Source organism: Rhodococcus sp. KRD197, from assembly GCF_017168235.1.
Classification (GTDB): Bacteria; Actinomycetota; Actinomycetes; order Mycobacteriales; family Mycobacteriaceae; genus Rhodococcoides.
This window is the reverse complement of record NZ_JABFAO010000002.1, coordinates 126143-140580: the sequence shown is the minus strand read 5'-3', so window position 1 is coordinate 140580 and position 14438 is coordinate 126143. Positions and strand designations below refer to the sequence as shown.

The window sequence follows — 14438 nt, the reverse complement described above, 5'->3', positions numbered from 1 at the left end:
GGTGCTCCGGGAGCGGACCCACCGAGTCGGCGAAAGAGTCCAGGTCGGCGGCTTGTCACCTTGTCGATACTACTGACGGGAACTTCTCCGGGTCGGATGCGCGTTGGCGTAGAGAAGCAGGACGAACAGTGACCTAGCGGACACGAGACCACTACGGTGAATTCCGGACAGGAACTCATTGCGAAAGGACTTCTCATGGGCGTCAGCCTCAGCAAGGGCGGCAACGTTTCACTCACCAAGGCAGCTCCGAACATGACCGCCGTTACGGTCGGTCTCGGTTGGGATGTGCGTTCGACGACCGGCACGGACTTCGATCTCGACGCCAGCGCAATCGCTCTGGGCGCCGACAAGAAAGCGCTGAGCGATCAGCACTTCGTCTTCTTCAACAATCTGAAGAGCCCGGACGGCGCCATCGAGCACACCGGTGACAACCTCACCGGCGAAGGTGAGGGTGACGACGAGGCGATCAAGGTCGACCTCTCGGCTGTTCCGCCGAATGTCGACACCATCACCTTCCCCGTTTCGATCTACGATGCCGACGCTCGTTCGCAGTCGTTCGGTCAGGTTCGCAATGCGTTCATCCGTGTCGTGAACCAGGCGGACAACAACGAGCTCGCGCGCTACGACCTCACCGAGGACGCGTCCACGGAGACGGCAATGGTGTTCGGTGAGCTCTACCGCAATGGCGCCGAGTGGAAGTTCCGTGCGGTCGGCCAGGGCTACGCGTCGGGCCTCGCCGGAATTGCCCGCGATTTCGGGGTAAACGTGTAGTAAAGGCTGGTCAATGATTGGGGTTTGCCCCGCTTCATCGTTCATGATGAGGCGGGGTTTTCTCGTCTTCCCTCCCTCTGCCTGCTACAGAAAGGCCACTCACCGTGGTTGTGCGCATCTTCGGATGGTCCATCGGCGTCACGATCGTGTCGATGATCGTCGCCTTTCTCTACGGCGGCTGGCAGGCATTGTTTCTGGTGACGATCCTCGGCGTCCTCGAGGTGTCACTTTCCTTCGACAACGCCGTCATCAACGCCACCGTTCTGCGGCGGATGAGTGAGTTCTGGCAGAGGATCTTCCTGACGATCGGCATCATCATCGCCGTGTTCGGCATGCGATTGCTGTTCCCCCTCATCATCGTCTGGGCAGCCTCGGGTCTCGGTCCGGTGGCAGCCATCGATCTGGCGCTGAACCCGCCCGCCGACGGAGCCGCAACCTTCCCGGATGGCAGTCCCAGTTACGAGACCCTGTTGACCGACGCGCACCCGCAGATCGCGGCCTTCGGCGGAATGTTCCTGTTGATGTTGTTCCTCGGGTTCATCTTCGAGCACCGCGAGATCACCTGGCTCAGCTGGCTGGAAAGGCCTCTCGCGCGGATCGGGCGTCTCAACCAGCTCGCCGTCGTGGTCGCCAGCATCATCCTGGTCCTCACCGCCGAGTTCCTCGCCGAGGACGACAAGATCTCGACAGTCATGGTCGCAGGTGTCCTGGGGATGGTTACCTACATCGCAGTCAACGGGCTGGGAGAACTGTTCCACGTCGAGAACGACTCAGAAGACGCCGCCGGCGGACCGACAGCCCTGGCCAAGGCGACCGGCAAGGCCGGCTTCTTTCTGTTCCTCTATCTCGAAGTGCTCGACGCCTCATTCTCGTTCGACGGCGTCATCGGCGCGTTCGCGATCACCGCAGACCCCATCATCATCGCCCTCGGCCTTGGCTTCATCGGCGCGATGTTCGTGCGGTCCATCACCGTCTTCCTCGTCCGCAAGGGCACGCTGTCGGATTACGTGTATCTCGAGCACGGCGCGCACTGGGCCATCGGCGCGCTCGCGCTCATCTTGATGGTGTCCATCGGGGTACACATCAACGAAATCATCACCGGACTCGTCGGCGTCTTCTTCATCGGCGCAGCGTTCATCGGCTCGGTGATGCGCAACCGGAAGGTCGAAGCACAAGACAGCGCCACCCCCACGCACGTGTGAGTCGATGCGCCTTACAGGTCCGCGATGTCGATCAGCCCGTCCTGCAGGGCGCGGGCGACGAGGGAAGCCTTGGTCGATGCCGGCCGGCCGACAGCGGCGTACTTGGCACGGATGCGGGTCAGGTGCGTGTTCACGGTGCCCAGCGAGATGAAGAGAGAATTCGCGACGGCAAGCTTGGAATCGCACCTGATCCATCCGGTGAGGACTTGAATCTCACGTTTGGTCAGCATCGGCCGTGGCTTGAACGGTCCTGCCGAAGCCGCGGCCCGTGGAATCCGAATCGGCGGAGACTGCATTGCCGGAACGAGGGACATCGGTCGGCCGGGAGGGATCTCCGTGATCCGGCCGACCGTTGATTCCTCCCCCGTGCTGAACTCGACAGACATGATGTTCCTCCCCCGAACCCGATGACGGTTGCGCCGCGGCGCTACCGTTCCTTGCAGAATTTTCTCAGCTGACTGCCAGGTTGTCTGCCCTGAAAACTAGGGGCATTGAAACCACAACCTCCGCATGTGTAGCCGCGTGATGACGATTTCGATCAGGTCTGTGGCGGCACTTCCGGCATCGGTAGCCACCCGTCCTCGACCGCTCGCTTGTAGAGATCGGTCTTGGTCGGCGCAGGCCGCCCTGCTTCGGCGTACTTGTTCCTGATCCGCACCAGGTAATCGTTGACCGTCTGCTCCGACAGGCCGGCCAGACGCGCAACGCGCCCGGCCTTCTCGCCAGATGCGTACAACGCGAGCACCTCTCGCTGACGCGGGCTCAGGCCGACGTCGGGTAGTTGTGGGTCCCCATCGATCGCCGCCGCCCAATCCGTCGTCACCACCTGGTCGCCGGCGGCGGCACTACGGATGGCGGCGACGATGGCCGCGGCCGGTTCGGATTTTCGGACGACACCGAGCACTCCGGCACGCGCCGCCGAGCGGACGAGGAATGGGTTCTCGGCACCGGTGTAGACCAACACCTGGACGCCGAGGGCGTGCAGCTTCTCGACGTTCGAGCGGGGTGACGAGCCGTCACCGAGGCGAAGATCGAGTACGACGAGATCGAGCTTCTCGCCGAGTTCGACCAGTTCGTCGACGGTTGCGGCAACGGCAACGAGCTCCAGGTCGGCCTCGTCGGCGAGAATCGCTCCCAGCCCCACCGCGACCGATTCGTGGTCCTCCACGAGTCCTATACGGCGCAACCGACCGTGTCTTGAAATCGGTTCATCGACCGTCATCGGCTCCCCCGCGCTGTGTGCCATGCCGTCGCCCCCCGGCTCGTGTACTCAGCTTGCCTGCCCTCTGAGCAATTGTCGAACAGCGGGGTCGGTTCGTTACTGGCGAACCGACCCTACGGGGACGTCGGCGGTGACGGGCAGCCTCGCGGACGGTTCCTGCTCGAACCTGGTCTGCGCTCGGAGGAACAGAAAGAAGAACACGACCAGTAGTACTGCTCGGCCCCAGACGCCGACCTCGACGAAGAACTCCTCGGTGGTTTCGTCTGTTTCCTGGGAGAGCGCGGCGAAGTACTTGAAGATGCCGATGCCCATCGACAAATCAGCCACCAGGTATGCGGCGACGAGGGGCCATGGCACGCGGAGCAACACGAAGAACGGCACGAGCCACAGGGTGTACTGCGGTGAGTGCACTTTGTGCAGGAGAAGGAAGCCGCAGAGCATCGATCCGCTCACCGCGACCCACGGGTAGAGGTTATCGACCCTGGCGCGCCGGGCGCCGAGCCACAGCGCGAGCCCGAATGCCGCGAACACCAAGAGTGGCGACAGCACGTCGACGGCGTTCTGGAACGCTGCTTCGGCCTGCTCGGATCCATCCTCGGGCACGCCGTCGACGAAGTAGAGCGGCCGCATGCCCCAGTACCAGATGGAATTGGTCGTGATGTCGGCCTGCCGCAGCGTCTGGAACGCGAACGACGCCCGCCAGCCCTCGTAACCGAGCACGGCGAACGGAAGATTGATCGCTATCACGGTTGCCGTGGCCGCCGCGATGACCGACAGTCCGCCGCGGATGTCGAAGCGGCCTCGGCCGCGAGCTCCCTCGTAGGCGACGTAGGCGGCGAGCGGAAGCACGAACGCCCCGGGATACAACTTGAGGCAGAACCCGATGCCGAGCAGAACCGCCGCGATGATGGAGCGGGTGCGCAGCGACCACCGTGTGTTCATGACGAACACGGCGCCGACCGCGGAGGCGACCACCGGCAGCTCCCAGTTGTGGAATGCGTACATCACCAGTGGCGGCCCGACGGACCACAGAAGAGCGGCATTGCCCGCCAGCCGTCCGAGCATCCAGGCGGTCAGGAGACCGAAGGGCGCGAGCAGCAGCGCCGAGTAGAGCAGGAACTCGGCATCGGTGTGCGCGGGGATCGCGCCCAGCCACATCAGCAGCCCGCTCAGCACCGGGTATTCGACGGTTCCCCCCGTCAGGATTCCATCGGAGTTGATGGCACCATCCAGATACGGGAAAACGTGATTGTCGATGTCGCGACCCAGCCACAGGAACTGGATGTCGGAATAGCAGACGCGAGTGTCCTTGATCAGGTCGAACGCGGTGCTGCGACCGTTGTCGTAGAACGGCGCGATCGCGCAACGCGCCTTGTTCAGGTAACCGAGAAACAGGGTCACCGCACACAGGGACACGATGATCGCTGTGGCGGTTGCGGAGTGACGCGTTCGCGGCAACCACCCTTCCCTCTTCATGCCGCCAGCCTAGGGCGCCTGGGTAACGAGTTCGGAACCGTCGAGTGATTTCCCAGGTCAGGCCATGGCCGTGTACCCTCCAAGGGTTGCTGACGCAACGACCCTCCTGCCACGGATCGTCCGTGGCCGTTTTCACTAGTCCACAGGAGGTGATGAGGTCTTATGCGTCATTACGAATTGATGGTCATTCTCGACCCCAATCTGGACGAGCGCACTGTCGCTCCGTCACTCGACACGTTCCTCAACGTCGTTCGCAAGGACGGCGGCAGCGTCGACAAGGTCGATGTCTGGGGCAAGCGTCGTCTGGCCTACGAGATCGCCAAGCACGCCGAGGGCATCTACGCCGTTGTGAACATCAACGCCGAGCCTGCCACCGTGAGCGAGCTCGACCGCCAGCTCGGTCTCAACGAGTCCGTTCTGCGCACAAAGGTCCTGCGACAGGGCAAGTAATTGTCGTTGCTCGCCTCTAGGCTGGCATCAACAAAGACTTCTCTACTGAAAGAGGAACCATGGCAGGCGAGACCGTCATCACCGTCGTCGGAAACTTGACGGCAGATCCAGAACTTCGCTTCACCCCGGCCGGTGCGGCCGTGGCCAACTTCACTGTTGCGTCCACTCCGCGCACGTTCGACCGTCAGACCAATGAATGGAAAGACGGAGACGCCCTCTTCATGCGCTGCAACATCTGGCGTGAAGCTGCGGAGAACGTGGCCGAGAGCTTGACCCGTGGGGCACGAGTAGTCGTGACCGGCCGGCTCAGGCAGCGTTCCTATGAAACGCGTGAAGGCGAAAAGCGAACTGTCGTCGAGCTCGAAGTCGACGAGATCGGTCCATCTCTGCGCTACGCCACTGCGAAGGTCAACAAGGCCAGTCGCGGTGGGGGTGGCGGCGGAGGCGGCTTCAGTGGTTCCTCGGGTGGATCGGGCGGAGCGCGCCCGGCCTCGAACGCGGGATCCAATTCCGGTGGAGACGATCCGTGGGGCAGTGCTCCCGCGGCGTCCGGCTCCTTCGGCGGATCTCGCGGCGGGGACGACGAGCCTCCGTTCTAGATCCTTCGCGATCGAGAACAACCAGATGTAACGGAGAAAGACCATGCCCAAACCGCCATTGCGCGACAAGGTGCTCAAGAAGAAAGCGTGTTCCTTCTGCAAGGAAAAGAACGCGCAAATCGATTACAAGGACACGACGCTGCTGCGTAAGTACGTCAGCGACCGCGGGAAGATCCGCGCGCGTCGAGTCACCGGCAACTGCGTCCAGCATCAGCGTGACGTGGCCGTTGCCGTGAAGAACTCGCGTGAGGTAGCTCTGCTCCCTTACGCCGCGACGGCACGATAGAAAGGGGCGATCAACTATGAAGCTGATCCTCACCGCTGATGTGGACAACCTCGGTGCGCCTGGCGACACCGTAGAGGTCAAAGACGGCTACGGCCGTAACTTCCTGCTGCCTCGTGGACTGGCCATCGCGGCCACCCGCGGCGCACAGAAGCAGGTCGAAGGCATCCGCCGCGCTCAGGAAGCTCGTGCCGTCCGCGGCCTCGAGCACGCCAACGAGCTCAAGCAGGCCATCGAAGGACTCGAGTCCGTGACGCTGTCGGTCAAGACCGCCGGCGACTCGGGCAAGCTGTTCGGTTCGGTCACCGCGTCCGACGTCGCTTCGGCGATCAAGGCAGCCGGTGGACCGGTCGTCGACAAGCGCAGCGTCGAACTGCCGAAGGCACACATCAAGGCAACGGGCAAGCACGACGTCGTCGTGAACCTGCACCCCGATGTGGCTGCCAAGTTCAAGCTGGAGGTCGTCGGAAGCTGATTCCACGCTTCCGGCCGATACAGCCGCAAAAGCCCCACGAACACAACGTTCGTGGGGCTTTTTCGTGTCTACTCACAAAGGTTGCTTCTCACAACGGTTTTCGAATGTGAAGATCGTCTCTTGATAAGCGATTTCAAGTTCATGTGCGTAGCTTGGGTCGAAGGGGCGACACGGGGAAACAAGTAGTACGACAAGCGATCGACCGACCTGACGCCGAGACGCCCGGAGGACTTCGACGTGACAACGACAGCCGAACAGGATTCTTCCGAAACATCACCCGAGCGCACTGGACCTCGGTCCCGTGTGACAAGCATTCTCAGATACGACGTTCCGGCCTCGCTGGTCGTCTTTCTCGTCGCCGTCCCGCTGTCGATCGGTATTGCCGTCGCCTCGGGCGCGCCGATCATGGCGGGCCTCATCGCCGCCGTTATCGGAGGCATTCTCGCGGGCGCCCTGGGTGGGTCGGCGCTGCAGGTGAGTGGCCCAGCGGCCGGCCTCACCGTCGTGGTCGCGGAGTTGGTCAACCAGTTCGGTTGGGCTCTGACATGCCTCATTACCGTGGGTGCGGGAGCAGTGCAGATACTGTTGGGGCTCAGCAAGATTGCGCGCCACGCACTGGCCATCTCCCCGGTGGTGGTGCATGCGATGCTGGCCGGAATCGGTGTCACCATTGCGCTGCAACAGATTCACGTCCTCCTCGGGGGTGAATCCGAGAGCTCGGCGGTGGAGAACCTCCTTGCCATCCCGACGTCGATCGCCGACGGCCAGTGGCCGTCGATTCTCATCGGCGGCATCGTGATCGCTCTGATGCTCGCATGGCCGCGTATGCCGGGAATGGCAACGAAGGTCCCGGCCGCTCTCGTCGCCGTGGTGGTTGCAACAGCAATCTCGGTTCTGATGGACCTCGACGTGGAACGAATCGAACTGCCCGGCAACCTGATCGAGGCGCTCAGTCTCCCCGCGCTTCCGGATGGGCAATGGGCGGGAATTGCCACGGGTGTGCTGACGATCGCGTTGATCGCCAGCGTGGAGAGTCTGCTATCGGCCGTAGCCATCGACAAGATGCACACCGGTCCGCGTACCAACTTCGATCGCGAACTACTCGGGCAAGGCGCCGCCAACATGGTTTCCGGTGCGGCCGGCGGACTTCCGGTGACCGGTGTGATCGTGCGCAGCGCCAGCAATGTCAAGGCCGGGGCGAAGTCTCGCGCATCGGCGATTCTGCACGGCGTGTGGATCCTGGTCTTCTCGGTTCTCTTCATCTCGGTGGTCGAGTTGGTGCCGTTCGCTGCGCTGGCCGGCTTGTTGGTCATGATAGGTGTACAGCTGATCAAGCTGGCGGACATCAAGATTGCGCGCAAGACCGGAGACATCGCCGTTTACGGCGTGACAGTCGTCGGTGTCGTCGCTCTCAACCTACTCGAGGGTGTGCTCATCGGGCTCGCCCTCGCGATATTCCTCGTGTTGCGCCGAGTGGTGTGGGCGCATGTCCATGCCGACGAAACGGTCGATGGTGGCTGGCGCGTGCGCATGCAGGGCTCGCTGAGCTTCCTGTCGTTGCCGCGACTGACGCGTGTGCTGGCATCGGTGCCCGCCGGCGCGACTGTTCGCATGGAACTGGCAGTGGACTTCCTCGATCATGCTGTGCACGAGCACCTTCACGAGTGGGTACGTCAGCACGAACTGGGCGGCGGCACAGTAAAGATCGAAGAGAACGGATCCGCATCGCTCGCCGCGGCGGCAGAAGGCCCACCCAAGCGCGGACTGACCGAGTCACGTCGATCGCTGGCACCGTGGTCCGCATGGCAGCTCCGAAGTGACGTAGAGATGGAGGATCAGCCGCCGGCGCTGCGTCCCGTCATCGCTGGTGTCGCCGAGTACCACCGCACTCACGCGGCCGCCATCAGACCGCATCTGGAGGGGCTCCGAGAGTTCCAGGAACCCGACACGTTCTTCCTGTGCTGTGTCGACTCCCGTGTCATGCCCAACACGATCACCAGCAGTGGGCCGGGCGATCTCTTCACTGTCCGCAACATGGGCAACTTTGTGCCCGCGCAGGGGCAGGACACCTCGGTCGAGGCGGCACTCGCCTACGGCGTTGACGTCGTAGGGACGAGTTCGGTCGTCGTCTGCGGTCACTCGGGATGCGGCGCCATGAAGGCCGTGATGGCTGGACCCGAGAACGCCGCCAACGAGCGGGTGGTGGAGTGGCTGCAGCACGGGCTGGCGAGCCTCGACGCGTATCGCAGCGGGCATCCTGTCGGCCGAGCGGCCGCCGAACTCGGTTTCGGCGAGGGCGATCAACTGGGCATGGTCAACGTCGCTGTGCAGTTGCAGACGCTCGCCCGGCACCACGTGGTGGGTCGCGCCGCGGCGGAGGGCAGGGTCCGCATCACTGGACTCTTCTTCGACATCCCCTCGGCGCGTGTCCTGCAGATCGGCACCAAGGAAATCACGGTCCTCGACGAGGATCGCTAGCCGAACAGTAGGGCCGGTGTCGAGTCAAGCCCATGGAAGTCGGGGCGAATTTTCGGAATCGAATGCGGGTTTTTCGGTTTAAACATTCGTGCACCCCGAAATTGTGTGAAATCCCATACGTTGTGACCCAGTTCACTCCTTTGTTCACCTGGCATTTACTCAACACGCCCGAGCTGTCAACTTGGCTCGACACGCCGCTCCCAAGTTGATGCACAGGCAAAAAACTTTATGTACATGCTCTGAGCGGCAGATATGGCCGAACCTCGGAAAGTTATACCCAGGTTATCCCCAGGTGGTCAACACAGTTGTTCAGCACTGTCCACAATTGCTACACAGGTTCATCCACAGGCCGTGTTGTGACTGGAGACGAGACCACCTAACGTCCGTGCAGCGTCTCTTCGTGACGCGGCGACGGCGCCCACGGCGCCAGCTGCATCCAGCACATCCGAGGACTGTCGGAGGCTGGCTGTACAACTGGTGTCAGGGCGTGGCCGTGTCAGGCGGTGAGGGTTTCGAGGGGAAAGGACGGTCGGTTCTCGTGGCAGTTGTGGACGATCGAGGACAGTCGGGCTATTCCTCCGAATCACCTCCCAGTGAGGCACCGGGTGAAGACTTCGGCCGTCAACCTCCACAGGACATGGCCGCGGAGCAATCGGTTCTCGGGGGCATGCTGCTGAGCAAGGACGCCATCGCGGACGTCCTCGAGGTGCTCCGCCCCGGCGACTTCTACCGTCCGGCGCATCAGAACGTCTACGACGCGATCCTGGACCTCTACAGCCGCGGTGAGCCCGCCGACCCGGTGACGGTATCCGCCGAGCTGGATCGTCGCGGTGAGCTCAAGCGCATCGGCGGTCCGCCCTACCTGATCACGCTCACGCAGACCGTCCCGACGGCTGCCAACGCCGGCTACTACGCCGAGATCGTCGCTGAGAAGTCGATTCTGCGTCGCCTGGTTCAGGCGGGCACGCGCATCGTGCAGTTCGGGTATGCCGGCTCCGACGGCCAGGACGTTGCCGAGGTGGTCGACCGAGCACAGGCCGAGGTGTACGACGTCACCGAGCGGCGCACCTCGGAGGACTTCCTGCCCCTCGAAGAGCTGTTGCAGCCGACGATGGACGAGATCGACTCCATCGCCAGCCGCGGCGGCATCTCGCTCGGCGTACCGACCGGCTTCGCCGAACTCGACGAGATCACCAACGGCCTGCACCCCGGTCAGATGATCATCGTGGCGGCCAGGCCTGGTGTGGGCAAGGCGCTCGCGCTGGACACACCGCTACCCACACCCGATGGATGGACCACCATGGGTGAGGTCGCGGTGGGCGATCACCTCATCGACGCTCACGGAATTCCCACACGCGTGGTCGCAGCCACCGACGTGATGCTCGACCGTCCGTGCTACGAGGTCGAATTCTCCGATGGCACAGTCATCGTCGCCGATGCGGAGCATCAGTGGCTGACAGATACCAGGGCATCGAGGAAGTCGGCGCAGACCGCGGCAGCCAGTTACCACCGCATGCGCAATCAGAAGACGTTCGCTGAGGTGCGCACCACCGAGGAGATCGCGAAGACGGTCCGATGCAACACCAAGGATGAGCGACTCAATCATTCGGTCGGCAACTCGCAGGCAGTGCAACTGCCCGAGCGCGACTTGTTGGTCCCTCCGTACACCCTGGGGGCATGGCTGGGCGACGGTTCGTCTGCTTGCGCACAGCTCACGACCGCTGATCCCGAGATCATCACGCGCATCGAGGGGGAAGGACTCCGGGTGACGGCGTCGCCGTCTGCCGCCCTGCGGTACAGACTTCAATTGCAGTCCGAAGTCGTAGATGCGAAGGCGTGCATCGTGTGCGGCAAGGAATTCGTACCTTTCCCGTTGACTGTCCGTACCTGCGGTCAATCCTGTGGGGGTAAAGCGCGCTTCATTTCCGAGCCCGTTGAGCCTCCTACCTGTATCGATTGCGGCGCCCGTACAACAGGGCTGCACCGATGCCAGGAATGCCGAAATACGGTCGGTACGGTTCAGGCTCGGCTTCGTACGATCGGCGTCCTCGGCGACAAACATATTCCCAATCAGTACCTGCGCAGCTCAGTGGCACAGCGCCGAGCGCTTCTCGCGGGTTTGCTCGACACCGACGGAACGGTCACGGCGGGCGGATCTGCGCAATTCAGTGTCACTAGCGAGCGTTTGGTCACCGACGTTCGCGAACTCGTAGTCAGTCTCGGCTATCGCGTGCACTTGTCGACCAAGCGAGTCCAGGGACGCACCGAGGCGTCGTCGACCGCATACACTTTGACCTTCGCCACCGACGAAGTAGTTTTTGGCCTGCATCGAAAGCAGATGTTGCACAAGGAGCGTCGGGCGGCAAACTCAACAGTCCGGTCCGGTTCCCGCTTCATCGTCGACGTCCGTAAGGTCGAGTCCGTTCCGGTGCGTTGTGTGGAAGTGGACAACGCCGAGCACCTCTACCTCGCCAGTGAGTCGATGATTCCGACGCACAACTCCACCTTGTCGATGGACTTCATGCGGTCGTGCTCGATCAAGCACGGCATGCCCAGTGTCATCTTCTCTCTGGAAATGAGCCGCACCGAGATCGTCATGCGTCTGCTGTCCGCCGAAGCGAAAATCAAACTCGGCGATATGCGTTCGGGAAAGATGACCGACGACGACTGGACCCGCCTGGCGCGTCGGATGAGTGAGATCAGCGAAGCGCCGTTGTTCGTCGACGACTCCCCCAACCTGACGATGATGGAGATCCGCGCGAAGGCGCGTCGTCTTAAACAGCGCAACGGCCTGAAACTGATTGTGGTGGACTACCTTCAGCTGATGTCCTCGGGCAAGAAGGTCGAATCGAGGCAGCAGGAAGTCTCCGACTTCTCGCGTCAGCTCAAGCTTCTCGCGAAGGAACTCGAATGCCCGGTCGTCGCGGTTTGCCAGCTCAACCGTGGTCCCGAGCAGCGAACCGACAAGAAGCCGATGGTCTCCGACCTCCGTGAGTCGGGTTCGCTGGAGCAGGACGCCGACATGGTCATCCTGCTGCACCGCCCCGACGCCATCGAGCGCGACGACCCGCGCGGCGGCGAAGCCGACCTCATTCTCGGCAAGCACCGCAACGGTCCGACCGCGACCATCACCGTCGCGCACCAGCTGCACCTGTCGCGCTTCGTGGACATGGCACGGGGGTAGCTGCTGGCGGACCCCGCCGCTACGAGCTACGTTCGGATTGCGCAGGAAGCAGGTGCCCCATGCGATTTCGCTTCGTCTGGAGGTATCGAATGTTGCCCGGTGCAACACCCGCCAACAAGGGTAGCCGCGCGGACACCTCGATTCCGTGAGCCTCCAGGCCCGATACCTTGGCGGGATTGTTCGTCAGCAATTGTACGGACGAGAGTCCGAGGTCCCGCAGAATCGCAGCGCCGCCGCCGTATTCGCGGCCATCCGCTGATTCGCCGAGCTCCAAGTTCGCCGCGACAGTGTCGAATCCTTGATCCTGCAGACGATATGCAGCGAGTTTCTTGACCAAACCGATGCCACGCCCTTCGTGCCCGCGTAGATACACGACCACACCACCCTCGCGACCGATTCGCTCCATCGCAGCGCTTAGCTGGGGGCCGCATTCGCAGCGCTGGGAGGCAAGGGACTCGCCTGTCAAGCATTCCGAGTGCACTCGCGCGAGAGAACGTAACCCGAGCGTGCCGCGCACGAGCGCGACATGTTCCGCACCTGTCTCGTGATCGAGGTAGCCGATGATCCGGAATTCACCGTGCTGGGTGGGTAGAACCGTCTCGACGATACGTTCCACTCGGGGCCGCTCCGGTGCTGGCGCAGATTTCGTCATTCGTCGATAGGCGACGAGTTCGTCGATGGTCAGAACCGGCAAACTCATCTGCCGCCCCAGCGCCTCGACGGCGGGATAGCGCATCATCGAACCGTCGTCGGCCACCAACTCAGCGATGACACCGACGGCAGGCAACCCCGCCGATGCACAGAGATCCACGGCCGCTTCGGTATGTCCGGGTCGCTCGATAACGCCTCCGGGCCGAGCCCGCAGCGGCAGAACGTGGCCAGGCCGGATCAAGTCCGCCGCAACCGTGTCCGCGCCGGCCAGCACCCGTAGTGTGCGTGCACGATCCGAAGCGGAGATTCCCGTCGTGACCCCCAATGCCGCATCGACGGTCACCGTGTAGGCGGTCTGCTTGGGATCTTGATTGTTCGACACCATCTGGGGAAGTTCCAGCGCGTCCGCGCGCGCACCGGTCATCGGTGCACATAGCAAGCCGGAAGTGTTTCGGACGGTCCACGCCACCCAGTCCGAATTGACCCGATCTGCCGCGAGGATAACGTCGCCCTCGTTCTCTCGATCCGCGGAATCGGTCACGAACACAGGTTTGCCAGCACGTAGTGAATCGAGCGCCGCCTCGACCGCCCGCATCAAAGATCCACGGCAAGGCGTCGGAACTTGCTGCCGTGAAACACGATCGGAGGCACATCCGCTTTGACCTCGAGCTCGTTGATCGCCATGAGCACTATGGCGTGATCTCCAGCCGGGACCTGCTCGGTGACGGTGGCGTCGAGCCACATGCTCGCCCCCTCGATGAAGACGGCACCGTCCTCGGTGGTGGTTGTGTCGAGACCTTCGAATCGGTTGCCGGTCTTGGCGGCCAGCGTGCGGGCCGCGCCGTCGTGCAACTCGCCCAGGACCGAAATGCCGATTCGAGCCGAGGTGGTGAGCTTGGGCCATGTCGTGGAGGTGTGTTGGACGCAGAACGCGACCAGTGGTGGATCCATCGACACCGCAACGAAACTCGACGCGGCCATCCCCATCGGTTTGCCGTCGATCTCCGCGCACAACGCGACGACACCTGAGGGGAACTGCGCGAACGCCGACCGAAGGACGGAATGGTCGAGCTGGGTGGTGGCCAAGGTCATGACAGATCCGATCGGGTGGACGCGGCGGCGAGCAGAGTCGATCCCCATCGGGAAACGTAGTCGCCGATCTTGGAGTCGGTGGTGTAGCTGGAGTCGATCAGATAGAGACCCGGTGCGGGGGCTGTGGCCCCGAGCTCTACCAGAACATGTTTGAGGAAGAGGTCGGGAGCCATCGCGTGCGCCGGGCCTGCACCGAGCATGAGCGGCAGCACCGTCACACCGCGCAGGCCGGTATCGCCTGCGAACTGGTCGAGAAACAGCTTGAGAACTCCGGTGTAGGTGGCTTTGAAGGTCGGACTTGCGCACACCACGAGATCGGAGGACGAGACCGTCTCCACTGCCTCCGCCACCGCGGCGTCTCCCCAACCCAACAGTCCGCTGCCGAGCATGATCACGTCGACCGTCGCGTCGGGGGTCTCACCTGTCAGCTTCTCTGCCACGCTCGTCGCGGCATCGAGGGTTCGAGAGGCCGGCTTGGGGTTGCCCGCAACCACCGTGACTTTCATGCGTGATCCTCCTTGCAGTGGGGTGAGAACTACTCAACACCGTCCGGAT

The 14438-nt window shown here is 62.9% G+C and carries 14 protein-coding genes; 8 read left to right on the top strand and 6 right to left on the bottom strand.

Annotated features, from left to right (window positions below):
* Positions 1-195 precede the first annotated feature (195 nt).
* Together J1M86_RS02935 and J1M86_RS02930 are read left to right on the top strand one after the other, a co-directional pair.
* Complete coding sequence (locus J1M86_RS02935; RefSeq protein WP_075839342.1) at positions 196-771, top strand: TerD family protein; 576 nt, start codon at positions 196-198, stop codon at positions 769-771.
* 104 nt (positions 772-875) lie between these two features.
* Positions 876-1973, top strand: a complete 1098-nt coding sequence (locus J1M86_RS02930; RefSeq protein ID WP_206508755.1) for a DUF475 domain-containing protein — start codon at positions 876-878, stop codon at positions 1971-1973.
* Between the two features lie 11 nt (positions 1974-1984).
* Here the strand turns inward: J1M86_RS02930 and J1M86_RS02925 are convergent, their stop codons facing one another.
* The 3 genes from J1M86_RS02925 to J1M86_RS02915 form a co-directional block, all read right to left on the bottom strand.
* Positions 1985-2359 (bottom strand): LuxR C-terminal-related transcriptional regulator, encoded by a 375-nt coding sequence (locus J1M86_RS02925; RefSeq protein ID WP_206508754.1) that lies wholly within the window; start codon positions 2357-2359, stop codon positions 1985-1987.
* A gap of 152 nt (positions 2360-2511) precedes the next feature.
* A complete protein-coding gene (locus tag J1M86_RS02920) occupies positions 2512-3195 on the bottom strand; it encodes a response regulator (RefSeq protein ID WP_075839341.1) in 684 nt (227 codons plus the stop codon).
* A 96-nt stretch (positions 3196-3291) separates the two neighbouring features.
* A complete protein-coding gene (locus J1M86_RS02915) occupies positions 3292-4671 on the bottom strand; it encodes a glycosyltransferase family 87 protein (RefSeq protein WP_206508753.1) in 1380 nt (459 codons plus the stop codon).
* A 162-nt stretch (positions 4672-4833) separates the two neighbouring features.
* On the opposite strand from J1M86_RS02915, the gene rpsF reads away from it, so the two are divergent.
* The 6 genes from rpsF to dnaB all read left to right on the top strand — a co-directional run bounded on the left by rpsF (position 4834) and on the right by dnaB (position 12140).
* A complete protein-coding gene (gene rpsF, locus J1M86_RS02910) occupies positions 4834-5121 on the top strand; it encodes a 30S ribosomal protein S6 (RefSeq protein ID WP_075839311.1) in 288 nt (95 codons plus the stop codon).
* Between the two features lie 59 nt (positions 5122-5180).
* Entirely contained in the window at positions 5181-5720 is a 540-nt protein-coding gene (locus J1M86_RS02905; RefSeq protein ID WP_206508752.1) for a single-stranded DNA-binding protein, read from the top strand.
* 43 nt (positions 5721-5763) lie between these two features.
* Entirely contained in the window at positions 5764-6006 is a 243-nt protein-coding gene (gene rpsR / locus J1M86_RS02900) for a 30S ribosomal protein S18 (RefSeq protein ID WP_072805029.1), read from the top strand.
* A gap of 16 nt (positions 6007-6022) precedes the next feature.
* On the top strand, positions 6023-6478 hold the full coding sequence (rplI, locus tag J1M86_RS02895) for a 50S ribosomal protein L9 (protein ID WP_206508751.1): 456 nt from the start codon (positions 6023-6025) through the stop codon (positions 6476-6478).
* A 303-nt stretch (positions 6479-6781) separates the two neighbouring features.
* The gene (locus J1M86_RS02890; RefSeq protein ID WP_307786513.1) at positions 6782-8956 is read left to right on the top strand and encodes a SulP family inorganic anion transporter; all 2175 of its coding nucleotides are present in this window, start codon (positions 6782-6784) and stop codon (positions 8954-8956) included.
* A gap of 538 nt (positions 8957-9494) precedes the next feature.
* Positions 9495-12140 (top strand): replicative DNA helicase, encoded by a 2646-nt coding sequence (gene dnaB / locus J1M86_RS02885; RefSeq protein ID WP_206508749.1) that lies wholly within the window; start codon positions 9495-9497, stop codon positions 12138-12140.
* 19 nt (positions 12141-12159) lie between these two features.
* Here dnaB and ribA read toward each other — a convergent pair whose 3' ends face one another.
* The 3 genes from ribA to J1M86_RS02870 are packed head-to-tail and all read right to left on the bottom strand — an operon-like array spanning position 12160 to position 14389.
* Complete coding sequence (gene ribA, locus J1M86_RS02880) at positions 12160-13386, bottom strand: GTP cyclohydrolase II (RefSeq protein ID WP_206508748.1); 1227 nt, start codon at positions 13384-13386, stop codon at positions 12160-12162.
* Entirely contained in the window at positions 13386-13883 is a 498-nt protein-coding gene (locus tag J1M86_RS02875) for a flavin reductase family protein (RefSeq protein WP_075839309.1), read from the bottom strand. The genes ribA and J1M86_RS02875 overlap by 1 nt, the downstream gene beginning before the upstream one ends.
* Positions 13880-14389, bottom strand: a complete 510-nt coding sequence (locus J1M86_RS02870) for an NADPH-dependent FMN reductase (protein WP_075839308.1) — start codon at positions 14387-14389, stop codon at positions 13880-13882. Before J1M86_RS02870 ends, J1M86_RS02875 begins: the two co-directional genes overlap by 4 nt.
* Positions 14390-14438: the final 49 nt, after the last annotated feature.

Excerpts from the sequence above, each read along its gene's own strand:
- J1M86_RS02935 (WP_075839342.1), top strand. The coding sequence starts at position 196 with ATGGGCGTCAGCCTCAGCAAGGGCGGCAACGTTTCACTCACCAAGGCA.
- J1M86_RS02925 (WP_206508754.1), bottom strand. The coding sequence starts at position 2,359 with ATGTCTGTCGAGTTCAGCACGGGGGAGGAATCAACGGTCGGCCGGATC.
- J1M86_RS02920 (WP_075839341.1), bottom strand. The coding sequence starts at position 3,195 with ATGACGGTCGATGAACCGATTTCAAGACACGGTCGGTTGCGCCGTATA.
- J1M86_RS02915 (WP_206508753.1), bottom strand. The coding sequence starts at position 4,671 with ATGAAGAGGGAAGGGTGGTTGCCGCGAACGCGTCACTCCGCAACCGCC.
- rpsF (WP_075839311.1), top strand. The coding sequence starts at position 4,834 with ATGCGTCATTACGAATTGATGGTCATTCTCGACCCCAATCTGGACGAG.
- J1M86_RS02905 (WP_206508752.1), top strand. The coding sequence starts at position 5,181 with ATGGCAGGCGAGACCGTCATCACCGTCGTCGGAAACTTGACGGCAGAT.
- rpsR (WP_072805029.1), top strand. The coding sequence starts at position 5,764 with ATGCCCAAACCGCCATTGCGCGACAAGGTGCTCAAGAAGAAAGCGTGT.
- rplI (WP_206508751.1), top strand. The coding sequence starts at position 6,023 with ATGAAGCTGATCCTCACCGCTGATGTGGACAACCTCGGTGCGCCTGGC.
- ribA (WP_206508748.1), bottom strand. The coding sequence starts at position 13,386 with ATGCGGGCGGTCGAGGCGGCGCTCGATTCACTACGTGCTGGCAAACCT.
- J1M86_RS02875 (WP_075839309.1), bottom strand. The coding sequence starts at position 13,883 with ATGACCTTGGCCACCACCCAGCTCGACCATTCCGTCCTTCGGTCGGCG.
- J1M86_RS02870 (WP_075839308.1), bottom strand. The coding sequence starts at position 14,389 with ATGAAAGTCACGGTGGTTGCGGGCAACCCCAAGCCGGCCTCTCGAACC.